The sequence below is a fragment of the Bauldia sp. genome, assembly GCF_020442045.1.
Classification (GTDB): Bacteria; Pseudomonadota; Alphaproteobacteria; order Rhizobiales; family Kaistiaceae; genus Bauldia.
The window spans coordinates 1-23,311 of record NZ_JAGRLA010000156.1 but is presented as its reverse complement, the minus strand read 5'-3'; the positions used below and the strand labels follow the sequence as shown (position 1 = coordinate 23,311).

Below are 23,311 nucleotides of genomic sequence, written 5' to 3'. Positions count from 1 at the left end.
TGACGTCATCGCTCGCGAAAACCGGTCGACTGCTCGTCGTCGACGAGGATTTCCGCAGCTTCGCGATGTCGGGCGAAGTGGTGGCGCGTGCGGTCGAGGCGATGGGGCCGGGCGCACTTCGCCAGGTGCGGCGGCTGTGCATGCCGGACGTGCCCCTGCCCGCTGCGAAGTCCCTCGAGGATGCCGTGATGCCCGGGCCGGAAAAGATCGCCGCGACGTTGCGGGACATGGCGGAAGGAGCCTGACCGATGATGATCGACGAGACGACGCCATGCGCCACCTCGATATCGACCTCCGCCGGATCCGCGCCGGGCTGGGGGATGCGCACCGGAGATCGTGAAGGTTTTGCCCGACCAGAATTACATAGTATTTTGATCTAGCATAATACAGACTTCTTCTGGGTCTTCGGATCGTCGGGGACAAGGAGCGGCGGTGTGGACGAGCCCGGGGAATCGACTGATGGTCCAACGCGGCCAGGGGTGCTGACGCCATCCTCGAACCCGGTCCTCGAGCCCGTGCTCGCGGCAATGGCCGCGAGGGTCGGCGAGATCACCCTCGAACGTCTTCCGGCTCCGAGTAACGGCGACCTCGCCCGGCAGGTGCGCACTCGGCCGGTTCGTGCCCCGAAATCCGGCCGCAACTGCTGCGGCGCTTCGCCCGAGAGGGAGGCGCGACCGTTGGCCACCAGCCGAGGCCGTGGGACGCGGGCGCATCGATGGAGTGCGGGGAAACACCGCTTGGGCTGCGCCACCGCGAACATATCGGTTGAGGATGGACCATGGCTGGGTGAACAATTGGCCTCCTTGGCTTACCGGCCCTAGAAGCGGATGTCTCAAATGTGCGACCTCGGCGGGAGAACGATCCTCGTCACCGGTGCCTCCAAGGGGATCGGCGCAGCAATAGCGGCGGCGGTCGGCGCGGCGGGGGGAAACGTTGTCGCCCACTATCGCAGCGACCGGAATGGCGCTGAAGACGCGACACGGAGCGTTCTTCGGGATCGCAAGCTTATCGTGGGAGCGGATCTTGCGCGTTCCGACGATGTGCGCCGGCTTTGGGAAAAGGCACTCGCCTGGCGGGGTCGCGTCGATGTACTGGTGAACAATGCCGGCGCGATGATCATGCGCGGTGGAATAGACGCGCAGGACGATGAATGGGACGACGTCTGGGAGCGCACGCTGGCCGCCAACGTGCTTGGACCTGCCCGCCTGACCCGTGACGCGGTCCGACACTTCCGCGAAGTCGGGGGCGGCGTAATCATAACAATATCGAGCTGGGCCGCGCAGCGTGGGTCGAACGACCCGGATACCATGGCCTATTCGGCGTCCAAGGCGGCAGCCAAGGCTTTCACACAGACCATCGCTCTCGGGTGCGCGCGGGAACGGATCCTTGCCTATGTGATCGCGCCCGGCCTGGTCAGAACCAAGATGGCTGAGGATTTCGCCGCCGCGCAACCCGGAGGTGAAGGTCCAATCACTGAAAGCCTCGCCATGCGCGAATGGACACCCGCCTCCGAGATCGCCGACCTTACCGTCTTTCTCGCGACCGGAAAGGCAAGGCACCTTTCGGGAGCGACACTTGACGTGAACGGCGCCTCATACATCCGCTAGCTTCGACGGTTCGTATCTGTCGTCGGCAAGCTGGCTCTGGAACATCATTGGCGCCGCAATTGAGCTTCCGGACCAAACAGCGTTCAACGAAAGCCGCCAAGTCCGTCAGATATGGAGCCGGCGGCCATTCTGCCCCCAGCTTCGCCACCGGGACGTGAGCGGCGGCTGCCTACGAAGAGCAACTTGGCATTCTCGGCGGGTGGTGGAATTCGGAGGGGCAACCGATCCCCTGATCTGATGCATACCGGTCCCGCGGCGTCGGGCCTGAAGAAGCCCGTCGATTGATCCGAAGGCCGTCGGTCACCTGCCTTTCGTTTGCTCGCGCGAACTCGGGGGCGGCTCCGACGAAAAAGTGCTTGGACATTTTGCCGGCAAGAGTCAGATTGTACTAAAGGGGATATAAAAGACATTGATGAGGCTATGGCTTCCACTGCGCGATTGGCGACATCTCACGATACCCCTCGGCCGGCAATGACCGATCCAGACGCCGCCGAGCGCGTTCTCGAGGTTGCGAATGCGCGCCATCGCTATGGCGACGTCATCGGTCTCGACGACGTCTCCCTCTCCGTCCGGCGTGGCGAATTCCTGACGCTCCTGGGACAGAGCGGGTCGGGAAAGACGACCTTGCTGAGGATCATCGGCGGGCTTGAAACGCCGACCAGCATCGCGGCCCTCCGGATTGGAGACGAGGATGTGAGGGGAGTCCCCGCTGCCAGGCGCGATTGCAGCACGGTCTTCCAGGGATATGCCCTCTTTCCGCACATGTCGGTCAGCGAGAATGTCGAGTTCGGCTTGCGCGTGCGGGGCGTCGCGCCGGCGGAACGCCGCCGGAAAGCGGTCTCGGCCCTGTCGCTCGTCCGCCTTTCGGGAAAGGAGGACAGGCGCATCCATCAGTTGAGCGGCGGTGAAAGGCAGCGCGTCGGGCTTGCCAGGGCGCTGGTGACGGAACCGACGATCTTGCTCCTCGACGAGCCGCTTGGCGCCCTGGACGAACGGCTGCGTATCGACATGCAGGTCGAGCTGCTGGCGCTGCAGAAGCAGTTGGGGATGACCTTCATCTATGTCACCCACAGCCAGGAGGAGGCGATCACGATGAGCGATCGCATCGCCCTCATGCATCGCGGCCGGATCGTCCAGCTCGCACCGCCGGAAGACCTTTTCGAGAAGCCGGTAAATCGCTTCGTCGCCGATTTCATGGGCGTCGAGAACCTGATTGACGGCGTCATCGCCTCCGGCCTGGAGGAAGGCGGCCATGTCGAACTCGACGCGGGAACGGCTCGCTTCCGCGCCCGCTGGACCGGCGTTGAGGAACCGGAAATCGGATCCGGCGCGACCCTCGTCGTGCGGGCGGAAAGACCTGTCATGCTCAGCGGCTCGGCGGCTGTCGGTCTGAATTCCGTGCCGGCGAGCCTCGGCTCGACGATCTACAAGGGGGCTCACGTCGACCAGATCGTGACGACCCCCGTCGGGCCGATGACCGTGCGGGTCCTCGACAGGCATGCTGTCCCCGCATCCCTGTCAGCGGTCCAGGTTCCGCCCGACGCAGCCTGTATCGTTCCGAACAGGGGGGATCATTCGTCGTGAGCAACCTCCTTATCCGCGGTGCGACCGACCCGGAAGGACGAAACGTCGATATCGCCATCAGGGACGGCAGGATCGTCGATGCGGAGGACGCCGAGGCGGCGGAGGTCATCGATGCGGGTGGCTACATGGTCTCGCCGGCGCTGGTCGAGCCGCACTACCACCTGACCTCCTGCTTCGTCGAACCGGACGAACTGGTCGAGAAGCCGTTCGAGACCCAGATCGACAAGCTCGGGCGGCGGAAGCAGGCATTCACCATCGAGGACACGGTCGAGCGCGTCAGCCGGGCGCTGCGGATCATGGCGGCGCGGGGCGTCGTGCATGTCCGCTCCTATGCGGATGTCGACGGCTATGCCCGGATGGTCTGCTACGACGCGCTCAAGGAAGCCCGCGGCCGGTTTGCCGGAATCGTCGATATCGACATCGTGGTCTTTCCGCAGCACGGCCTGATCAGCGATCCGCTGGCGCTCGGGCTCGCGCGCGAAGCGTTGCAGGACGGTGCCCGCTGGATCGGGACGAACCCGCAGCTCGAACGCGATCCGGACCGGATCACCCGCGAGATCGATCTCGTCTACGACCTTGCCGAGGAGTTCGGCACGCGCGCCGACTTCCACTGCGACGAGACCGACAGGCCGGAATCGCTCTGGATCGAGGTCGTGCTCCGGAAAGGGCTCGAGCGTGGCTTCAAAGGCAGGCTGGCGGTCGCCCACTGCATGTCGCTCGGCAAGCAGACCGCTGAGAAGCGCCATGAAATCTACGCCATGATGCGAGAGCTCGACGTGGCGGTCGCGGTCAGTCCCCATGCCGGTCTCCTCTACGGAGACGCGGGCGCATTCATGCCCGGTCGCGGTATGGCACCGGTAAAGGAACTCATCGAAAACGGCGTCCGGGTGGCGATCGCCCAGGAGGCCTTCGGGTCGATGTTCGCGCCGCATCTCATGCTGCCCGATCCGGTATGGTCGGCCCAGCTCATGGCCTATGCGGCGAAGCTCTTCACCGATGAGGGGCTCGCCGAGGCATGGCGGATGATCACCGAGAATGGCGCGCTCCTCTCCCGGCGCGAGGGGCATGGCATGACGCCGGGCAGCCGCGCCGACCTGCTGCTCGTCCGGGCGGCAAATCCCGCCGAGGCCCTCACCACCCTGGTTCCCGAGCGCATCGTCATCCGCGACGGCCGCGTCGCCGCGCGCAGCACCTACCACGAAGAACTGATCTCCCTCCAACGACAGGAGCCGTCATGAAACAACAGCCGCGCATGCTCGCCCTCACGCGCAGGGGCATCCTGAAAGGTGGGGCCTATACGGTCCTTGCTGCTCTCGCCGCCCGGTCCTTGACCCCGGCTCTCGCCGCTTCTGGCAAGATCAAGGTCTACGGCACCGCTGCCCAGGGACTCGAGGACTGGTCGGGCTTCACGGAAGCGACCGACCTCGATATGGAATTCACCCCGACGAATGGCGATCCCGGCGTGGTGATGCGCGAGATCGTCAGCAATGAGATCGGCGAGACCTACGATCTCTTTCTCACCGAAACCGGCATGCAGAAGGTCCTCGGCAAGGACTGGTTCCTGCCGATAGACACTGGCAACCCGGCACTGACGCTGTGGAGCCGCGTGTCTGAAGCCTTCACCAAGCCGCTCGCCGCGGACGGCGTCCAGTACGGCGTGCCGAATGTCGGCGGCGCGGACAGCTTCGGCTATCGGCCGGAAGCGCTCGGCGTCACCGATCCAAAGACGGTCCTCTCCTGGGAACTGATGTTCGAGAGCGAGAAGACCAAGGGCCGGGTCGGCCTCTCCACCACGCTCGTCTACTCCTTCCCGCTGATGGCGCAATACGTCGCCAACAAGGGCTACGCCAAGATCGCCGACGTCACCAACCTCACCGGCCCGGAAGCCAAGGCGGTCGCCGATTTCGGAATCGAGCGCAAGAAGGCGGGTCAGTTCCGCTCCTTCTTTGTCGGCTTCGACGAACAGACGCAGCTTCTCGGCAACGGCGAGGTCGATATCCTCAACTGCTGGTCCGATGCGGTCGTCGTCGCGAACGAGCAGGCCGGCAAGACGATCGCCTATTACGCCTATGCCGATTACTATTTCAAATGGGGCAATGCCCTGTTCATCGCCAAGCAGGCCAAGGATCGTGGCACGCTCGACGCGGTCTACAAGACGCTCAACTTCTTCCTCGGCGGCGAATATCTCGCCCAGATGGCGATCAAGGGCCTCGTCGGGCCGAACATGGATCTCGCGGTCGAATTCGCCAAGTCCGCGGGCTGGGCCGAGGAGGATGTCGCCAAGATCGAATCGGCGAGCGTCATCGCCACCGAGAAGTTCAAGACGGAACAGTTCACCTTCAACCCGGTGCCGTCTAATCTTGCCGTGATGGAAGAAGAATGGCAGCGCTTCCTCAGCGCCTGAGCGTTTGTTATGTCGCCCTTTCCGCCTCGCGGCGGGAGGGGCCCATGCCTGGAGCGGAAGTCCTTTGACCGCCGTCGCTGCACTCGAAGCCGGAAGGGCGGTGCCGGGCCGCTCCAGGGTCCGGCGCCTGATCGACGGCTACGGCTGGCTGTTGACGCTGTTCACAGCGGCTTGGGCGATGCTGCTGCTCCTGCCGCTCTTCCTGATGTTCGTCTATTCGTTCTTCACGACCTCCGGCTTCGAGACGGACTATTCGTTCTCGCTGGAGACCTGGCATACGCTGTTCGAAAGCGGCCGGTGGCGGATAGGCACCCGCACCCTCGGGGTGGCGGTGACCGTGACGGCGATCATCTTCGTGCTCGCCTTTCCGTTTGCGCTCTGGCTGTCCAAGGGCTGCAGGTCGAACGGAGCCCGGACCCTCATCCTGACACTCCTGACGATCCCCTTCTTCCTTGAGACCACGTCGCGGACGGTGATCTGGCGGGCGATCCTTGGCACCGAGGGCGTGGTCAACACATTGCTTGGCGGCGTCGGGATAGAGCCGCAGGCGTGGCTGCTCTATTCCGGATTCGCCGTGAATTTCGGGATGGTGCTGCTTTATTTCCCATCGATGGTCTTCCCGATCTTCATGTCCCTCGAGCTGGTGGACGACCAGCTCGTCGGGGCGGCCGAGGATCTCGGCGCGAGCCCGCTGCAAATCCTGCGCCTCGTGATCCTGCCGCTTGCCCTTCCGGGCATCGTCGCCGGCATCATCTTCACCCTGGTGCCGACCATGGCCGAGTTCGTCGTCCCCCAGCTCCTCGGAGGGTTCAACGTCAATCTTCTCGGCAACTCGATCAATTCCGCATTGTCGGCGCTGAAATACCCGATGGCGGCCGCGCTATCCGCCTTCGTGATGGCCGTGCTCGTGATCCTCATGGGGCTCCTGTTCATCGTGTTGCGCCGTTCGCGCACGATCATGAATACCTTCGCGGAGATCCGGCAATGAGGGCGGGCGCGGCAACCGACATCGCCTGGCAGACCCGGCCGATCTGGCGACGGCTCGGCATGTCGAGCGGACTGGCGGTGCTCGCGCTCGCCTACCTTCCCATCGTCTGGCTGATGGTCATGTCGTTCAGTGCGCGGCCGCTGTCGGGCGTGCCCTATCCTCTCACGCTCGAATGGTATCTCCGCATGGCCGCAGATACCCGCTGGCGGGCGCCGATGGTCAGCAGCATCGTCATCGCCGTGCTGGTCGGCATTGCCTGCGCCCTGATCGGAACCTTTGTCGGCCGCGGCGTGATGCGCTTGAAGCGCCCCGGCTGGGTACTCGGAACGGCGCTCCTGCCGCTCTTCGTTCCCGGCCTCACGATCGGTGCGGCCCTGTTCCTCTTCCTGAGGCTCGATCTCGGCCTGCGTCTTGGTCCGTGGTCGGTGGCGCTCGGCCACGTCCTCTGGGCGCTGCCCTTCGCGCTGCTGCTAGTGGTCGTCATGCTGACGCGCTTCGATCGTCGCCTGATCGATGCCGCGCGGGATCTCGGCGCCTCGCCGTACCAGGTGTTCTGGCTGGTCGAATGGCCGCTTCTCCGACCGGCGATCATCGGCGCCGCCATGTTCGGCTTCTTCCTCTCCTTCAGCGAGCTGCCGAGATCGCTCTTCCTTCGCGGAACGAGCACGACCATGCCGATCTTCCAGTGGGCACAGGCGTCCGACCACCAATCCTATGTCCCGATCTCCTTCGCGCTGGCGACCATCATCGTGGTCGTGACCATTCCCCTTCTCGCCGTGTTCTTCTTCATCGCCTTCAGGCCCGCGGCCAGCCGGTCATGACCGCGATCAGGATAGAGGCGGACTACCTGTTCCGGCGGCCGGGAAGCCTGCCGGCGGAGCGCGGCGCGGTCATTGCGCTGGGTGATCCAGGATCGGCGCCTGTCATCCGGTTGGGTGGCTCGGGGACGATCGTCATGCCGGCGCCCGCCAATGCACATGATCATGGCCGGGCGTTATCTCCGGTCGCCTTCGGTGCTTCGGATCGCCCTCTCGAAGCCTGGATTCCGGCAACGGCGCTACTGCCCGCCGTCGACCCCTATCTGCAAGGCCTGGTGGCCTTCGGGCGTCTGGCGGCGGCGGGCGTCGCGGCCACCCAGGTTGCCTATGACCCGCTGCGCCTCGACGACCTGCCGGGCGAGGCCGAGAAGGTCGCGCGTGCCGCCCGTGAGGTGGGAATCCGGGTCGGCCTCGCGCTCCCGGTTCTCGACCGCAACCTCGGCGGCTATGTCGACAAGCAGCGCTTCACCGCTGAGCTCGACGTGGCAACCCGCGAGGCGTTCGAAACCGCCGACAGCTCGTTGCCCCCGATCGCCGATCAGGTCGCGGCCGTCGAAGAGGCGGCCCGGCTGGCCGAGGGCGGCGGCGTTTCGGTTCACTTCCACGCCGTCGGCCCGACCTGGTGCTCGCCCGAGTTGATGGAGATGGTGGCGGAACGATCGGCGGCGACCGGACGGCGCGTCTTCATGCACCTGCTCGAAACGCGCCGCCAGCGGGCGTGGCTCGACCGAACCTTTGATGGCGATCCGATCGGCAAAATGGACCGGGCGGGGTTGCTCAGCCCACGCCTGGGCTGCGCCCACGGTGTTCATCTCCGCGAGGATGAGATCGCTCTCCTGGCCGAGCGCGGCGTGACGCTGTCGGTCAACACGAGCTCGAACCTCCGGCTCAATTCCGGGATCGCGCCGGTGCCGGCCTTCCTCAGGCACGGGCTGGCAATGGGAATAGGGCTGGACAGCCTCGGTTTCGGCGACACGCCGGACCTGTTCACCGAAATGCGTCTCATGCGGCTCGTCCACAGCGACGGCTCGATGCGACGGCCGGTCGACGATCCGGTTCCCTTCGAGGCGCTCCAGGCCGGCCATCGCCTCGCCGGCGACGCGTCCGAAGGGAAGGATTGGGTCGTGATCGACTACGAAGCCCTTGCGCCCGAGCGATCGGACGAGCGCGCGGATCCGATACAGCTCATGCTGACCCGGCTATCCGCCCGGCACGTCACCGATCTCGTCGTCGACGGGCGAGTCGTCCTCGCCGACCGGAAGCTGACCGGAATCAATCTTCCAGAGGTGGAGCGCGCGTTGGCGAGTGCCGCCCGGAGCGCAAAGGCGACGGGCAGTCCCGCCATCGCCTCTGCTCTGTCCGCAGCCGCGACGCGATACTTTGCCAGGGGAGAAGCCCGCGGCTCGGGGTGAAACCGGGCCGCCGCCATCCGGATCAGGTTCTCGCCCGGAATCGGTCGGCGCTATGGCCCAAGGTCGGGAGGATGTCACGATGATCGGGAATATTCGCGCAATGCAACGCTCGGATCGGCGAGCCCGAGGCTGGAACGAGAAAACCGCATCGGTCCTCTAGAACCAGGATGGAAGGAACTGGTTTCGACGAATCGGTTCCGTTGTGCGCTTATCCTAGCCAAAGGATTGCGTGGATACGAAGCGCGGCCCTAGGAATCGAGAGGCTGGTGGAACGGCTGTTTTCTCGAAGCTTGCGGCGACCGTCCAACTCAGGAATTCCATCGCCTCTTGGCGGCAGATCGTTGCTACGTCATTGAAAAATTTGGTGGAGCCAGGCGGAATCGAACCGCCGACCTCTTGAATGCCATTCAAGCGCTCTCCCAACTGAGCTATGGCCCCTTCCGGGAGTCCGGCGGCGCTCGGGTCCTGCCCCTACCGCCGCGGACACAGTCTCTTAAGTCCGAGCTTCGGCCGAATCAAGGCCGCTCATCGTTCTTCCTCGTCGTCTACGTCGCCAATGATGTCGGAGACGTTCTCGTCGTCCTCCTCATCCTCCTCGAGGAAGGTATCGTCGCCGTCATCGGCCTCGATCTCTTCGTCGTCGTCGTCGCCATCGACCGCAACCGCGCCGGTATCCGCCGCCTCTTCGTCGGCGGTCTCGAGCGACACCAGCTCGGCCTTTTCGTCGACCTCCTCGACCTCCTCCTCGTCACCGCCGCCGGACTCTTCCCGCGCGGTGGCCGGCCGGGCCTTGGCGGCCACGACCTCGAATATCGTGCCGCAACTCGGGCAGACGATCGGGTCGCGATTGAGATCGTAATACTTGTTGCCGCAGTTCGGGCAGATGCGTTTGGTGCCGAGTTCTGGTTTCGCCACTTCGGTGCCTCGTCGGAAGCGTTGAAGGGGTGTCCCTTAATGCGAGCGAAACTTGCTGTCAAAAGCAAATCTCGATCGCATGCGACGGTTGGATGACGGACCCGGCCGGCTGTGCTATCCGAACGGCGCCCAACGGGCCGCCAGCGATCCGGAGCATCAGTCGAGATGTCGAAAGAAACAGGGAAAAACCCTCTCCGTGCCGCCCCTTCGGGACCGCTCGAGGGATCGATTCGGCCGCCGGGAGACAAATCGATCTCGCACCGGGCGCTGATGCTCGGTGCCCTGGCGCTTGGGGAAACATCGATCGAAGGGCTGCTCGAGGGCGAGGATGTGCTCGCCACCGCCGCGGCGATGCGCGCTTTTGGCGCAACCGTCGCGCGGGACGATACGGGCGTCTGGACGGTCAGGGGGCTTGGCGTCGGCGGATTGCTCGAGCCCGAAGGGGTCATCGACTACGGCAATGCCGGAACCGGAGTCCGACTGGCGATGGGACTCGCCGGCAGCCATGGCTTCGCGACAACCTTCACCGGCGACCACTCCCTCGTCGGGCGGCCGATGGGGCGGGTCTTCGATCCGCTTCGCCGCATGGGCGTACAGATTCTCTCGCGGTCGGGCGACCGCCTGCCGGCAACCATCAAAGGGCCGGACGTGCCGGTGCCGATCGAATATCGCGTACCGGTGGCCTCGGCGCAGGTGAAATCGGCGGTGCTGCTCGCAGCGCTCAATTTCAGCGGCACCACGACCGTCATCGAACCGGTCGCCACCCGCGACCATACCGAGAGGATGCTCGCCGCCTTCGGCGCCGCGATCGAGACGACGGTCGCCGAGGACGGCGTGCGCACCATCACCATCGACGGCGGCGCCGATCTCCATCCCCAGAAGATCGTCGTGCCCGGTGATCCGAGCTCGGCGGCCTTCCCGATCGTCGCGGCGCTGATCGTCGAGGGCTCGGACGTCACCGTCGAGAATGCCCTGCTCAATCCGACCCGCGCCGGATTGATCGAGACGCTGACCGAGATGGGCGGCGATATCGCAATCGACAATCGCCGCACTGTGGGCGGCGAGGAGGTCGGGGACGTGCGGGTGCGCGCCAGCCGGCTGAAGGGCGTCGCGGTCCCGGCGGACCGCGCCCCGTCGATGATCGATGAATATCCCGTCCTCGCGGTCGCCGCGGCTTTCGCCGAGGGCGAGACGCGGATGGAAGGGATCGGCGAATTGCGCGTCAAGGAATCCGATCGAATCGCGATGATGGCGGCGGGGCTCAAGGCCAATGGCGTCGACGTCGAGGACGGTCCGGACCGGCTGGTGGTCAGGGGCAACGGTCGGCCCGAAGGCGGCGCCACGGTCGAGACCGCGCTCGACCATCGCATCGCCATGAGCTTCATGATCATGGGGCTCGCCACCAGGAAGCCAGTGACCATAGACGACCAGGGCCCGATTGCGACCAGCTTTCCGGCATTCCGCGATATGATGGCCGGCCTCGGCGCCCGCTTCGAGAGCGTCGATGGCGGCTGATCCATTATCGCCGAACGGGGCCATATTGATCGCCATCGACGGGCCGGCCGCTTCCGGCAAGGGCACGCTCGCCCGGCGGCTGGCGGTGCATTACGGCCTCAGGCACCTCGACACGGGGCTGACATTCCGCGCGGTCGGCGCGGCGCTGGTCGCCAGCGGCCTGCCGCTTGATGACGAATCCGCGGCGATCGGGATCGCGGAAACCCTCGATCTCGAGGCACTCGACCGCGATCGCCTCAACGCGCATGGCGTCGGCGAAGCCGCCTCGAAGGTCGCGGTGATGCCGGAATTCCGCAAGGCGATGGTCCGGCGGCAGCGCGATTTCGCGCGGGAAGGCGCCGGTGCCGTGCTCGACGGCCGCGATATCGGCACCGTCGTCCTGCCCGATGCGACGGCGAAGCTCTTCGTCACCGCCGACCCCGAAACCCGGGCCAGGCGCCGCGCCGCCGAAATCCGCTCGCGCGGAGGCGAGGCGGACGACGCGGCGATCCTCGCCGACCTCGCGCGCCGCGACCGACGCGACGCCGAACGGGCCGCCGCTCCCCTCAAGGCGGCGGATGACGCCCACTTGCTCGATACGACCGGAATGGATATAGAAACCGCGTTCCGCGCGGCCGTGGACATCGTCGAACGGGCCAGAGCCGGACGCAGCTGACGGGAATGCCGCAAGGCATTGCCCGTCTTTTGCGTTACCGGAACGGTCGTTCGGGATGCAGCCGGCGGGCGCGAAGCCTATATGACTGCCGAGACTTCCAGACTGCCGAGACTTCTGCCTGGAGCGCCGCGGCCCCTTTCGCCGATCGAACAGGGCAACGCCAGAAAAGGGCAGACGTCCCGGTCCGAACAACACCAACCGACGGCCAGCGCAGCCGTCGCACCCGGAGTATCAATGTCCGTAGCTGAGCAATCAATGAAAGAAGATTTTGCCGCTCTCCTGAACGAGTCCTTCAATGCCGAAGAGGTCATGGAGGGGAGCGTCGTCAAGGGAACGATCGTTGCCATCGAAAAGGACCTCGCGGTCATCGATGTCGGCCTGAAGACCGAAGGCCGCATCCCGCTGAAGGAGTTCAGCGTCGCCGGTGGTGAACCCGGCGTCAATGTCGGCGACGAGGTCGAGGTTTATCTCGAGCGTATCGAGAATGCACTGGGCGAAGCGGTCCTGTCGCGCGAGAAGGCTCGCCGCGAGGAAAGCTGGGTCCGGCTGGAGGTTTCCTTCAACAACAACGAGAAGGTCTCCGGGGTCATCTTCAACCAGGTCAAGGGTGGCTTCACCGTCGATCTCGACGGCGCCGTCGCCTTCCTGCCGCGCAGCCAGGTGGACATCCGCCCGGTGCGCGACGTCACCCCGCTGATGCATACGCCGCAGCCCTTCCAGATCCTCAAGATGGACAAGCGTCGCGGCAACATCGTCGTCTCGCGGCGCACCGTGCTTGAAGAGACGCGCGCCGAGCAGCGGTCCGAGCTGGTCCAGAGCCTCGAGGAAGGCCAGGTTATCGAGGGCGTGGTCAAGAACATCACCGACTACGGCGCCTTCGTCGATCTCGGCGGCATCGACGGCCTGCTGCATGTCACCGACATCGCCTGGCGCCGGATCAACCACCCGAGCGAGGTCCTGTCCATCGGCCAGACGGTCAAGGTGCAGATCATCCGGGTCAACCACGAGACCCACCGTATCTCGCTCGGCATGAAGCAGCTCGAGACCGATCCTTGGGAAGGCATCGAGGCGAAATACCCGGTCAATGTCCGCTTCAAGGGCCGGGTCACCAACATCACCGACTACGGTGCCTTCGTCGAGCTCGAGCCGGGCATCGAAGGGCTGATCCACGTCTCGGAGATGTCCTGGACCAAGAAGAACGTCCATCCCGGCAAGATCGTCTCCACCTCCCAGGAGGTCGAGGTGATGATCCTCGAGGTCGATCCGGTCAAGCGGCGCATCTCGCTCGGCCTGAAGCAGACCCTCGACAATCCGTGGGAAACCTTCGCCGCCGAGCATCCGGTCGGCACCACCGTCGAGGGCGAGGTCAAGAACAAGACCGAGTTCGGCCTCTTCATCGGCCTCGATGGCGATGTCGACGGCATGGTCCACCTCTCCGATCTCGACTGGAATCGTCCCGGCGAGCAGGCGATCGAGGACTATAACCGCGGCGACATGGTCCAGGCCCAGGTCCTCGACGTCGATGTCGAGAAGGAGCGTATCTCGCTCGGCATCAAGCAGGCCGGCAGCGATCCCTTTGCCGAGGCCGCCGGCGACGTCCGCAAGGGCGCGGTGGTCACCTGCGAGGTGATCGACGTCAAGGATGCCGGAATCGAGGTGAAGATCGCCGATACCGATCTGACCACCTTCATCCGCCGGTCCGACCTGTCGCGCGACCGCTCCGAGCAGCGGCCGGAACGCTTCGCCAAGGGCGAGAAGGTCGATGCGCGGGTGACCAACTTCGACAAGAAGAACCGCAAGGTCACCGTTTCGGTCAAGGCGCTCGAAATCGCCGAGGAAAAGGAGGCCGTCGCGCAATACGGTTCGTCCGACTCCGGCGCTTCGCTCGGCGACATCCTCGGCGCGGCGCTGCGCGCCCGCGGCGACGAAGATACGCCGGAAGGCGCTGAGGCGGACGAGGAGAAGAGCTGACGCCCTTCCCCCCGTGTTCGAAAGACCCGAATGAGAAACCCGCGCTCGTCGCGGGTTTTTCTTTGCCCCGCGCGCCGTGACCCCGGTCAGCTCAGCGGCAGGTCGACATGGCGCGCGAAGCCGGGCCGTTTCCTCAGCGCCGCGAGCCAGCGCTCGATATTCGGATGCGGATCCCGCTTCACCGGCATTGCATACCAGCGACAGGCGGTTGCCCCGGCCGGAATGTCGGCCATGGTGAAGGAATCGCCGACGAGATAGTCGCGCGACGCGAGATGCCCGTCGAGGACGGACATGAACACCTCGGTCTTCGCCCGCGAAGCCTCGATCGCCGCCGGATCGGAGAATTGCGGCACCTTGCGGATCAGGCCGAGGAAGGCCGGGACCAGCGCCACGTAGAGATTGGTCGCTTGCCAGTCCATCCACTGTTCGGCGAGGAAGCGCTCCCGCATATCCTCCGGATAGAGGAACGCCGCGCCGTAGCGGGCCGAGAGATAGCGGACGATGACGTTCGATTCCCACAGGACATAGCCGTCGTCATCGAGCGCCGGAATCAGCCGGTTGGGATTCCTGGCGAGGTATTCAGGCGTGTCGACGACCCCGAACTGCATCCCGGCGTCGATCCGTTCGTAGCGCAGGTCGAGTTCGGCCAGCGTCCACAGAACCTTCTGGACATTGATCGAGTTGGTGCGGCCCCAGACCTTCAGCATCCGCGGAGACTAGCCAGCGACGACCCATCCGTCCATGGCGACTTGCCTGCCGGGGCAAGAGGCGTTACCCCGTCGCCTTGCGGGCGGGCGCGGACGCATTTCGAGGAGGCCGTATGAGCTTGACAGCCGACCAGATCGTCGACCGGCGGAGCCTTCGAAGGAAGCTCTCGGTCTGGCGCGTCATTGCCTTCCTGGCGATCGCCGTCGCTCTGATCGCGGCAATCGGGCAGTTCGCCGGGCGCGAGGGTTTCGCGGGACTGACGCCGCAGATCGCCCGCGTCACCATCTCCGGCTTCATCACCCAGGACCGCGACCAGATCGAGATGCTCGATGAGATCACCGACGCCAGGGCGGTCAAGGGCGTGATCGTGTCAGTCGATTCGACCGGGGGATCGACCGCCGGCGGCGAGGCGCTCTACGAGGCGCTGCGGCGGATGGCGAAGAAGAAGCCGGTGGTGGCAAGCATGGAGACGGTCGGCGCCTCGGCCGCCTATATGGCCGCGATCGCCGCCGACCACGTGATCGCCCGCCGCACCACCCTCACCGGGTCGATTGGTGTGCTTTTCCAGTTTCCCGAGATCGGTGGGATGCTCGACAAGCTCGGCATCAACGTCGAGGAAGTGAAGAGCTCACCGCTCAAGGCCGCGCCCTCGATGTTCGAGCCCGCGTCGCCGGAGGCGATTGCCGTTCTCAACGGCGTTGTCCGCGACAGCTACGACTGGTTCGTCGATATCGTCGCCGATCGGCGGGAGCTCGCGCGCGACGACGCGCTGGTGCTGGCCGATGGCCGGATCTACTCGGGACGGCAGGCGCTTGACGCCAAGCTGATCGACGAGATCGGCGGCGAAGAGGAAGCGCTTGACTGGCTTGCGTCAAAAGGCGTCAAGCGCTCGCTGCCGGTCAAGGACTGGGAGCCGGCCAACAGCGGCTCGGGGCTGTTTTCAACCGCGGATATCGCCACGCTCTGGCTGCTGCGCCAGCTCGGTATCGCCCCCACCGCCGCCCAGGTCGGGCTGGTCGATCGGGTGCTCCCGCAACGGCTGATGCTTGACGGTCTGGTGTCGGTTTGGCAGGCTCCGGGGAGCGGGAGCGACGGACCCGCCAAAGGGGCGCTTCAATGATCAAATCCGAGTTGGTGCAACGGATCTCCGAGCAGAATCCGCATCTCTACCAGCGCGATGTCGAGCATATCGTCAATGCCATCCTCGATGCGATTACCGAAGCGTTGGCGCGCGGCGATCGCGTCGAGCTTCGCGGCTTCGGCGCTTTCTCGGTGAAGAACAGGCCGGCGCGGGTCGGACGCAACCCGCGCACCGGCAGCCGCGTCGAGGTAACTGAAAAATACGTGCCGTTCTTCAAGACCGGCAAGGAAATGCGCGAGCGCCTGAACAATTGAACCGGAAATGCGCGGCAGGCGCCGCGAAGACCGGACGAGGCGAAACCAAGGCCCGATGCGACGCTTCCTGATCTATTTCGTCCTCATACCGCTGGCCGTCGTCGCCATCGCCCTGGCGGTCGCCAACCGCCATGCGGTCGTGCTCTCCTTCGATCCCTTCAACGTCGCGTCGCCGGCGCTTTCGATAACGGTGCCGCTCTTTGTCCTCCTCTTCGCAACTCTGGTGATCGGCGTCGTTGTCGGCGGCGCCGCGGTCTGGTTCCGGCAAGGCCGCTGGCGGCGGCAGGCCCGGCACGAGAAAGGCGAGGTCGACCGGCTGCGACGCGAGGTGGAGCGCCGCAAGGAAATTCCCGCGCTGCCCACGCGGGACGCCGCGTGACCGGCAATCGCCACAGTCTGTCAGGTTTCGAAGAGCTCGGGGCGGCGGGTCGACAACTCCCGCAATTCGGTCATCACGACACCGATATGCGCCTGCATCGCATCGCCGGCGGCGCGGCTATCCCTTGCCGCCAGGGCGCGATAGACCGCCATATGTTCGTCAACCGTCCGGAACAGCCTTCCTGGTCCGGGCAGGAGCAGGCGCCGGATGCGTTCAAGCTGGGCACGCGAGCTCTCGACCACCTCGGCGACACGGCGCATGGCCAGCACGTCGAACAGGGCGAGATGAAAGCGAACGTCAAGGCCGTAGAAGGTCTCGCTGTCATCCACCCGTGCGGCCGCCGCCTGGGCGTCCAGGATTCCCGCGAGCCGGCTCAGGACCGCCTCGTCCATGCGCGGCGCGATCGCCTGGACGGTGGCGACCTCGAGCGACTGCCGGACGAAATTCGCCTCGACGACGTCGGCAAGACGGATGCGGGCGACATAGGTGCCCCGCTGCGGCTCGACATCGACGAGCCGCTCCTCGGCAAGCCGGGCCACCGCTTCCGCCAGCGGCTGTCTCGACACCCCGAGCTCCCGGCAGATCGCCGCCTTGTCGACGCGGCTTCCCGGCTGGCACCGGAGTTCGACGATAGCGGCGCGGAGATATTCATAAGTCATGGCGGCCTTCGACAGGCCGCGGCGCGATGAACCAGACAATACCGGTGCCGCAAAATTCACGAGAGGACTCCAGAGGGAGCGCGAGTGTAACACGGTTCGACACCCTCACAATCGGGCATTAACCGTTGGCAGCAAAAGACAAATCTCGGATTGCCGGAAACCGGGACATGGGTAAGCTTGGTCATATTGCCGGAAGGCCCATGATCATTTTTCTTCCCAGTCCCATTGCCAAGAAACCATAGCAAGAATGAAGCGCTCCAGAATCAACGAGATCATGAAAGCGGCGGATGACTTCATCCGCTCGTTCGGTTTCACCCTGCCGCCATTCGCCTACTGGACGCCGGAGCAGTTCCGGAAATTCCGGAACCAGGCGTCGGGCATTATCGACGCGCGCCTCGGTTGGGATATCACCGATTTCGGCCGCGGCGATTTCGACGGTTTCGGCCTCTTCCTCTTCACGCTCCGCAACGGCAACCCCGCCGACCTCGCCAGCGGGCGCGGCATGCTCTATGCCGAAAAACTGCTTTTGTGCCGCGCCGGGCAGATGAACCCGATGCACCGCCACAACATCAAGGCCGAGGACATCATCAACCGCGGCGGCGGGCGCGCGATCTTCGAGCTCTACATGTCGGACGACAATGGCGATATCGACCAGCAGGCCGATGTCGTGGTCATGACCGACGGCATGCAACGATGCCTGCCGGCAGGTGGGCGGCTCCGTCTCGCACCTGGCGAAAGCGTCACGCTGTTGCCGGGTGTCTGGCACCGCTTCTGGGCCGGCGATACCGATGTCCTGCTCGGTGAGGTTTCGACCGTCAACGACGATCTGGCCGACAACGTCTTCGTCGAGAAGATCGGCCGCTTTGCGGAGATCGAGGAAGACGAGCCGCCGCTGCATCTGCTGGTATCGGACTACGACACCTACCTCGCCGGCTGAGGAACCGCCCGTGGCTGTTTTCGTCGTCCTGCTCCGCGGCATCAATGTCGGCGGCACCAAGCCGATGAAGATGGCCGCCCTCAAGCACCTCTGCGAGCAGGCGGGCTTCGCCGATGTCCGCACCCTGCTGCAGAGCGGCAATGTGGTTCTGTCCGCCCGTGGCGGTTCGACCGCGGATATCGCCGCCAGGCTGGGAGCGGCGATCAAGGCGCATTTCGGGTTCAGCGTCGGGATTATCGCCGAAGCCGCGGAAGACCTTGCCCGGATCGTCGCGAGCAACCCCTTCACCGCAGCGGCGGAAAACGATCCCTCCCATCTGGTCGTCATGTTCACCGACCGGGATCCCGACGGGGACGCGCTCGCCCGCCTCGCGGCGGAGCATGGCGGACCGGAGAGAATCGCGGCGGGAGGCGGCGCGGTCTACATTCACTATCCCGACGGGATCGGCCGCTCGAAGCTCACCAATGTGGAGCTCGAGAAGAAGCTCGGCGTCGTGGGAACGGCGCGGAACTGGAATACGGTGACAAAGCTTCTTGCCATGACGGAAGCCTCCTAGGCCAACGCGCGGGCCGCGACTTGGCGGGGCGCCCCACCCGTGTCACAGTCGACCACGGCGGGCGGTGGCGCGGCTCTTGGAGGAGTCCGGCATTGGTTCGCGTCGTCCGCATGTCTTTCGCCGTCATCGCCCTTGTCGGCGCCCTGGCGTCACATTCCGCGGTCGCGCAGGTCGAGCCCGAGCGCTGTCCGCGTTTCGTCGCGTCCAACCCGCAACCGGCGCTCGCCTCGCTGCCGGCCGGATTTGACATCGCGGCGCTGCGGGAGGGCGAGGTCCGGCTGACCTATATCGGCCATGCCAGTTTCCTCCTCGAAAGCCCGCTCGGCGTCACCGTGGTGACCGACTACAGCGATGCGACGCGGCCGCCGATCGTCCCGGATATCGCGACAATGAACCGGGCGCATATCTCCCACTTCACGCTGGCGCCCGACCCCGGCATCCGCTTCGTGCTCCACGGCTGGGGCGAGGATGGCCAGCCGGCCCACCACGAGATCACCGTCGACGACGTCTGGATCCGCAACGTCACGACAAATATCCGTGGCGGCTTCGGCACCTCCGGAACGCTGCAGCGGGACCAGAATTCGATCTTCGTCTTCGAGGTCTCGGGGCTGTGCATCGCCCATCTCGGCCACCTCCACCACACGCTGACCCCGGCCCATCTCGACGCGCTCGGCCGCATCGACGTGGTACTCGCACCCGTCGACGGCGGCTACACGCTCAACGTCGACGACATGATCCTCGTCCTCCAGCAGATCAACGCGCCGCTGGTCATCCCGATGCACTTCTTCGGTACGGCGACGCTCCAGCGATTCGTCTCCCGCCTCGGCGAGCATTTCGCGGTCGAGACGAGCCCGATTCCGGTGGTAACCCTGTCGCGCGCAACCCTGCCCGTGCGACCGACGGTGCTGGTCCTGCCGGGTTACTGACGGGTGCCATTCAGGGAGTGTTCAGCCTTGAGCGGCGATGTCTGCCGTCTCAGGCTTGGAGGATGTCCGGCGGGTGGACGCTGGACGATCGAGACAGGAGACCTGACCCATGACCTCGATCCGGACCGCAGCCGTTGTCGCCTTCCTAGCCGCCGCCGGCCTGTGCGCATCCATCGCCACCGGCAGCGCGAGCGCCTTCTTCGCATGGAAAGTGGTCGACGTTCCCCATGGCGACACGCTCAACGTCCGTGCCTGGCCGAGCAGCCAGTCGCAGATACTGGTCGCCTATCCGAACCAGACGATGCTGTCGATGACCGGGAAATGCACCGGCGGCGTCAATCTCGCGACGATCGCCGGATGGCCGGCTTGGAAACAGCGCCGGGCCGTGCGTTACGCGTGGTGTGAGGTGTGGCTCGATCCCAGGGGCACCGGGCAGTATCGCGCCGCCTGGGTCTACGGGAAATACATCCGCCCGGCATAGCCGGTCCCTGCGACGAGTCGGTCCTAGCCGCGGCGGTTCGGTTCGTCGATCACGCGGTAGTCGATCTCGATGGTGCGGGCGTCGTCGCCACCGGGCTCGCGGCGCGCGGCTTCCTCGCGCATTGCCGCCTCGATCTTGCGCCAGCGCCACCATCCGATCGCGGCAAGGACCGCGACGACCGGCAGCAGCAGGATGGCGACACCGACCGCGAGCACCAGAAACGCGACCACCAGGCCGACACCAAGAGCCGCCGCGAGGATTATGCCGACGCGCGCCTGCCAGGTTCGCGGCTGTAACTGCATGCTGCGGTAGATCATCGTCTCGGGCGACCCTCGCTTGTTTCCACCTATTTGGAGGTCCCGTGCCCCGGCTGCAAGGGCATCCATCCGGGACCGGGGAGCGACACGCAATCCAGGGGCCGGGACCGACTCCTGGCGGGATAAGAACGCGCGATGGTTACAAACTGATACACACCGGTGAAACTCCTGCGACATGCAATGCCTATATGACGCCTGTCCGACACGGCAACGTGTCCGAATCCACGAGGGGACCCATCCATGGCGCAGCCTTTCTCAACGGCGAAGCGACCGCCATCCTATTCTCTGGCCCAGATCGTCCTTCATTGGACGATCGCCGGCCTGGTCGCCTGGCAGCTTTTCATCAGCGGGCATCCGCCGCGGATCCAGCCGGGTTCGGTGCAAGGCTTCTGGGCGATGACCACCGCGTCGAGTCATGTCTGGCTCGGGCTGACCGTGCTGGCCCTGGTGGTCGTCCGCGTCGTTCTGAGACTGTCGCAGGGCGCGCCGCCGCCGGTCGAGTCGCCGCCTGCCGCCGAAGTCGCATCGCGCGTGGTGCACTTCCTGTTCTACCTGCTTCTGTTCTTCATGCCGATCACCGGCATCCTGGCCTGGTATTTCGGCCTGCCGACCGGCGATATCCACGAACTCGGCCAGCCGGTCTTCATCGTGCTGATCGCCGCCCATGTCGCGGCCTCGCTCTGGCATCAGTTCATCCGGCATGACGGGCTGATCCGGAGGATGGTCGTACCGGCGCGCTAGGAGGGGCTGGTATCCGGGCAAGCGGACCCCAGATGTTGCGATCATCGGTCCGGAGTCGGAGAAAGGACAGGCGCATGACCGGTCGCACGGGAGAGGGACGCGTCGCACTGGTAACCGGTGGCAACCGGGGGCTTGGCCGCGAGACCTGCCGGCAGCTCGCCCAGGACGGCTTCCGGGTCATCCTGACGGCGCGGAACGACCGGCAGGGCCGCGCGGCCGCAGGATCGCTCGCCGAAAGCGGGCTGGTGGTCGAACACCGTCCACTCGACGTGACCGATCCGGGAAGCATCGCGGCACTGGTCGACGGGCTGAGGAGCGACGGCATCCGTCCCGACGTGCTCGTCCACAATGCCGGCATCGCGCTCGACGGCTTCGACGCCGAGGTCGCGCGCAAGACGCTCGCGGCGAATTTCGACGGTCCAATGAATCTTACTGACGCGCTGACGGGCCTGATGCCGGACGGCGCCGTCATCGTCATGGTGTCGAGCGGCGCGGGCGATCTGACCGGCTTCTCCCCCGCGATCCGCCGGCAGCTCCTCGAACCCGATCTCGATCGCGAAACCCTGTCCGCGCTGATGCGCGATTTCATCGACGCGGTCGCCAACGGCAGCTACGCGAGCGCCGGCTGGCCGGGCTCCGCCTACAAGGTCTCCAAGGCGGGCCTCAACGCCCTGACCCGGGCCCTCGCCCGCGATCTCGCGGCACGCGGCATCAAGGTGAACGCGGTCTGCCCGGGCTGGGTGCGCACCGACATGGGCGGGTCATCGGCGCCTCGCAATGTCGGGAAGGGCGCCGCGTCGATCGTCTGGGCGGCCGAGATCGATGCCGACGGGCCGACCGGCGGCTTCTTCCGGGACGGCAAGCCCATCGCCTGGTAGTCTCGGCGCATTCCTCCCGACATATTTGTTCACTTATTGTTCTTGTGAACCCGCATGGGTTGCGCTATCGTTCGACTGAGCGGAGGGCGCGCGGGTATGGTTGCACACGTCACGACGGTTGCGTTCCAGGGGATCGATGCGGTCCCGGTCGACGTCCAGGTGCAGATCGCGCCGGGTGGGCCGCATTTCTCGATCGTCGGCCTGCCCGACAAGGCGGTTGCCGAGAGCCGCGACCGGATCTGGGCGGCGCTTCATGCGACCGGGCTTTCGCTGCCGCCGAAACGGATCACCATCAACCTCGCGCCGGCGGACCTTCCCAAGGAAGGCAGCCATTATGACCTGCCGATCACGCTGGCGCTGATGGCCTCGATCGGCGCCCTGCCCGGCGACCAGCTCGCCGATTTCGTCGCCCTCGGCGAGCTGGCGCTCGACGGCACCATCTCGGCGGTCGCCGGTGTGCTCCCGGCGGCGATCGCCGCCAATGCCATGGAGCGCGGCCTCATCTGCCCCGCCCCTTGCGGGCCCGAAGCGGCGTGGGCCAGCCGGGACATGGCGATCCTCGCGCCACGCAGCCTGATCGCCATCGCCAACCATTTTCGCGGCACCCAGGCGCTCTCCCGTTCAGAGGCGGGTCTGGCGGCCGAACCCGATGCGCTGCCCGATCTCGCCGACATCAAGGGCCAGGAAACGGCGAAGCGGGCGCTGGAGGTGGTCGCGGCCGGCGGCCACCACATGCTGATGGTCGGCCCGCCCGGCGCCGGCAAGTCGATGCTGGCGAGCCGGCTGCCGTCGATCCTGCCGCCACTCTCGCCGGCCGAGCTCCTCGAGGTCTCGATGATCGCCTCGATCGCCGGAACGCTGGAAAACGGCAGGCTGACGGCGCGCCGTCCGTTCCGCGCGCCCCACCATTCCGCCTCGATGGCCGCCATGGTCGGCGGCGGCATCCGGCCGCGACCTGGCGAGGCGTCGCTCGCCCATCATGGCGTTCTGTTCCTCGACGAGATGCCGGAATTCACGCCCCAGGTGCTGGATTCGCTCCGCCAGCCGCTCGAGGGCGGCGAGACGATGATCGCGCGGGCGAATTACCGGATTACCTATCCGGCCCGGTTCCAGCTCGTCGGAGCGATGAACCCCTGCCGCTGCGGCATGGCCGGCGAGCCGGGCCACACCTGCCGGCGGGGGCCGCGCTGCGTCTCGGACTATCAGGCGCGCCTCTCCGGGCCGCTGCTCGATCGCATCGACATCCGCATCGAGGTGCCGGCGGTCGCCGCGACCGACCTCATCTTGCCGGCCCCGGCCGAGCCTTCGGCGGCGGTCGCCTCGCGGGTCGCCGCCGCACGCGCCATCCAGCGCGACCGCTTCGCCGAATACGGGATCGACGCGGTCTGCAACGGGCAGTGCTCGCCTTCGACGATCGAGAAGATCGTCGCGCTCGACGAGCCGGCGATCGCCCTCTTGAAGAACG

The 23,311-nt window shown here is 65.8% G+C and carries 25 protein-coding genes and 1 tRNA gene; 21 read left to right on the top strand and 5 right to left on the bottom strand.

The window, feature by feature from the left end:
* From KDJ86_RS17265 to KDJ86_RS17230, 8 genes are all read left to right on the top strand, one after another.
* Positions 1-245: transketolase C-terminal domain-containing protein (locus tag KDJ86_RS17265; RefSeq protein ID WP_291748655.1), on the top strand; the 245-nt coding region annotated here is incomplete at its 5' end.
* Between the two features lie 591 nt (positions 246-836).
* Complete coding sequence (locus KDJ86_RS17260) at positions 837-1,607, top strand: SDR family NAD(P)-dependent oxidoreductase (protein WP_291748652.1); 771 nt, start codon at positions 837-839, stop codon at positions 1,605-1,607.
* Positions 1,608-2,078: 471 nt separating this feature from the next.
* Entirely contained in the window at positions 2,079-3,191 is a 1,113-nt protein-coding gene (locus KDJ86_RS17255) for an ABC transporter ATP-binding protein (RefSeq protein WP_291748649.1), read from the top strand.
* On the top strand, positions 3,188-4,429 hold the full coding sequence (locus tag KDJ86_RS17250) for an amidohydrolase family protein (RefSeq protein WP_291748646.1): 1,242 nt from the start codon (positions 3,188-3,190) through the stop codon (positions 4,427-4,429). Before KDJ86_RS17255 ends, KDJ86_RS17250 begins: the two co-directional genes overlap by 4 nt.
* The gene (locus KDJ86_RS17245) at positions 4,426-5,595 is read left to right on the top strand and encodes an ABC transporter substrate-binding protein (RefSeq protein ID WP_291748644.1); all 1,170 of its coding nucleotides are present in this window, start codon (positions 4,426-4,428) and stop codon (positions 5,593-5,595) included. The genes KDJ86_RS17250 and KDJ86_RS17245 overlap by 4 nt, the downstream gene beginning before the upstream one ends.
* A gap of 64 nt (positions 5,596-5,659) precedes the next feature.
* On the top strand, positions 5,660-6,583 hold the full coding sequence (locus KDJ86_RS17240; protein WP_291748641.1) for an ABC transporter permease: 924 nt from the start codon (positions 5,660-5,662) through the stop codon (positions 6,581-6,583).
* Positions 6,580-7,404 (top strand): ABC transporter permease, encoded by an 825-nt coding sequence (locus KDJ86_RS17235; RefSeq protein WP_291748639.1) that lies wholly within the window; start codon positions 6,580-6,582, stop codon positions 7,402-7,404. The genes KDJ86_RS17240 and KDJ86_RS17235 overlap by 4 nt, the downstream gene beginning before the upstream one ends.
* Positions 7,401-8,813, top strand: a complete 1,413-nt coding sequence (locus tag KDJ86_RS17230; protein ID WP_291748636.1) for an amidohydrolase family protein — start codon at positions 7,401-7,403, stop codon at positions 8,811-8,813. Before KDJ86_RS17235 ends, KDJ86_RS17230 begins: the two co-directional genes overlap by 4 nt.
* Before the next feature lie 362 nt (positions 8,814-9,175).
* Here the strand turns inward: KDJ86_RS17230 and KDJ86_RS17225 are convergent.
* Together KDJ86_RS17225 and KDJ86_RS17220 are read right to left on the bottom strand one after the other, a co-directional pair.
* Positions 9,176-9,251 (bottom strand) — tRNA-Ala (locus KDJ86_RS17225).
* Between the two features lie 87 nt (positions 9,252-9,338).
* Positions 9,339-9,728 (bottom strand): TIGR02300 family protein, encoded by a 390-nt coding sequence (locus tag KDJ86_RS17220; RefSeq protein WP_291748632.1) that lies wholly within the window; start codon positions 9,726-9,728, stop codon positions 9,339-9,341.
* A gap of 165 nt (positions 9,729-9,893) precedes the next feature.
* Between KDJ86_RS17220 and aroA the strand changes: the two genes are divergently transcribed.
* From aroA to rpsA, 3 genes are all read left to right on the top strand, one after another.
* Positions 9,894-11,243 carry a 3-phosphoshikimate 1-carboxyvinyltransferase gene (gene aroA, locus KDJ86_RS17215; RefSeq protein ID WP_291748631.1) on the top strand — a complete coding sequence of 450 codons (1,350 nt, stop codon included), beginning with the start codon at positions 9,894-9,896 and terminating at the stop codon, positions 11,241-11,243.
* A 22-nt stretch (positions 11,244-11,265) separates the two neighbouring features.
* Positions 11,266-11,898, top strand: a complete 633-nt coding sequence (gene cmk, locus KDJ86_RS17210; RefSeq protein WP_291748659.1) for a (d)CMP kinase — start codon at positions 11,266-11,268, stop codon at positions 11,896-11,898.
* A 144-nt stretch (positions 11,899-12,042) separates the two neighbouring features.
* Complete coding sequence (gene rpsA / locus KDJ86_RS17205; protein WP_521085312.1) at positions 12,043-13,869, top strand: 30S ribosomal protein S1; 1,827 nt, start codon at positions 12,043-12,045, stop codon at positions 13,867-13,869.
* Positions 13,870-13,955: 86 nt separating this feature from the next.
* Here the strand turns inward: rpsA and KDJ86_RS17200 are convergent, their stop codons facing one another.
* Positions 13,956-14,576, bottom strand: a complete 621-nt coding sequence (locus KDJ86_RS17200) for a glutathione S-transferase family protein (RefSeq protein WP_291748626.1) — start codon at positions 14,574-14,576, stop codon at positions 13,956-13,958.
* A gap of 113 nt (positions 14,577-14,689) precedes the next feature.
* Here KDJ86_RS17200 and sppA point away from each other — a divergent pair, with 113 nt between their 5' ends.
* The 3 genes from sppA to KDJ86_RS17185 are packed head-to-tail and all read left to right on the top strand — an operon-like array spanning position 14,690 to position 16,351.
* Positions 14,690-15,697, top strand: a complete 1,008-nt coding sequence (sppA, locus tag KDJ86_RS17195) for a signal peptide peptidase SppA (protein WP_291748624.1) — start codon at positions 14,690-14,692, stop codon at positions 15,695-15,697.
* Positions 15,694-15,972 carry an integration host factor subunit beta gene (locus KDJ86_RS17190; protein WP_291748621.1) on the top strand — a complete coding sequence of 93 codons (279 nt, stop codon included), beginning with the start codon at positions 15,694-15,696 and terminating at the stop codon, positions 15,970-15,972. The genes sppA and KDJ86_RS17190 overlap by 4 nt, the downstream gene beginning before the upstream one ends.
* A 55-nt stretch (positions 15,973-16,027) precedes the next feature.
* Positions 16,028-16,351 carry a LapA family protein gene (locus KDJ86_RS17185; protein WP_291748618.1) on the top strand — a complete coding sequence of 108 codons (324 nt, stop codon included), beginning with the start codon at positions 16,028-16,030 and terminating at the stop codon, positions 16,349-16,351.
* Positions 16,352-16,371: 20 nt separating this feature from the next.
* Here KDJ86_RS17185 and KDJ86_RS17180 read toward each other — a convergent pair whose 3' ends face one another.
* Positions 16,372-17,010, bottom strand: coding sequence for a GntR family transcriptional regulator (locus KDJ86_RS17180; protein WP_291748615.1), 639 nt, complete (start codon positions 17,008-17,010; stop codon positions 16,372-16,374).
* Between the two features lie 247 nt (positions 17,011-17,257).
* On the opposite strand from KDJ86_RS17180, the gene KDJ86_RS17175 reads away from it, so the two are divergent.
* From KDJ86_RS17175 to KDJ86_RS17160, 4 genes are all read left to right on the top strand, one after another.
* On the top strand, positions 17,258-17,947 hold the full coding sequence (locus KDJ86_RS17175; protein ID WP_291748612.1) for a D-lyxose/D-mannose family sugar isomerase: 690 nt from the start codon (positions 17,258-17,260) through the stop codon (positions 17,945-17,947).
* A gap of 10 nt (positions 17,948-17,957) precedes the next feature.
* Positions 17,958-18,503 carry a DUF1697 domain-containing protein gene (locus tag KDJ86_RS17170; RefSeq protein WP_291748610.1) on the top strand — a complete coding sequence of 182 codons (546 nt, stop codon included), beginning with the start codon at positions 17,958-17,960 and terminating at the stop codon, positions 18,501-18,503.
* A 92-nt stretch (positions 18,504-18,595) separates the two neighbouring features.
* Positions 18,596-19,429, top strand: a complete 834-nt coding sequence (locus tag KDJ86_RS17165; RefSeq protein WP_291748608.1) for an MBL fold metallo-hydrolase — start codon at positions 18,596-18,598, stop codon at positions 19,427-19,429.
* Between the two features lie 109 nt (positions 19,430-19,538).
* A complete protein-coding gene (locus KDJ86_RS17160; protein ID WP_291748605.1) occupies positions 19,539-19,910 on the top strand; it encodes an SH3 domain-containing protein in 372 nt (123 codons plus the stop codon).
* Positions 19,911-19,933: 23 nt separating this feature from the next.
* On the opposite strand, the gene KDJ86_RS17155 is transcribed toward KDJ86_RS17160, so the two are convergent.
* Positions 19,934-20,227: a hypothetical protein gene (locus tag KDJ86_RS17155; protein ID WP_291748604.1), complete on the bottom strand. Its 294-nt coding sequence runs from the start codon at positions 20,225-20,227 to the stop codon at positions 19,934-19,936.
* Between the two features lie 240 nt (positions 20,228-20,467).
* On the opposite strand from KDJ86_RS17155, the gene KDJ86_RS17150 reads away from it, so the two are divergent.
* From KDJ86_RS17150 to KDJ86_RS17140, 3 genes are all read left to right on the top strand, one after another.
* Positions 20,468-20,968 (top strand): cytochrome b, encoded by a 501-nt coding sequence (locus tag KDJ86_RS17150; RefSeq protein WP_291748601.1) that lies wholly within the window; start codon positions 20,468-20,470, stop codon positions 20,966-20,968.
* 74 nt (positions 20,969-21,042) lie between these two features.
* Positions 21,043-21,846: an SDR family NAD(P)-dependent oxidoreductase gene (locus tag KDJ86_RS17145; RefSeq protein WP_291748600.1), complete on the top strand. Its 804-nt coding sequence runs from the start codon at positions 21,043-21,045 to the stop codon at positions 21,844-21,846.
* Positions 21,847-21,942: 96 nt separating this feature from the next.
* Positions 21,943-23,311, top strand: a 1,369-nt coding sequence (locus KDJ86_RS17140; protein ID WP_291748597.1) for a YifB family Mg chelatase-like AAA ATPase, incomplete at its 3' end; no start/stop codon positions are given.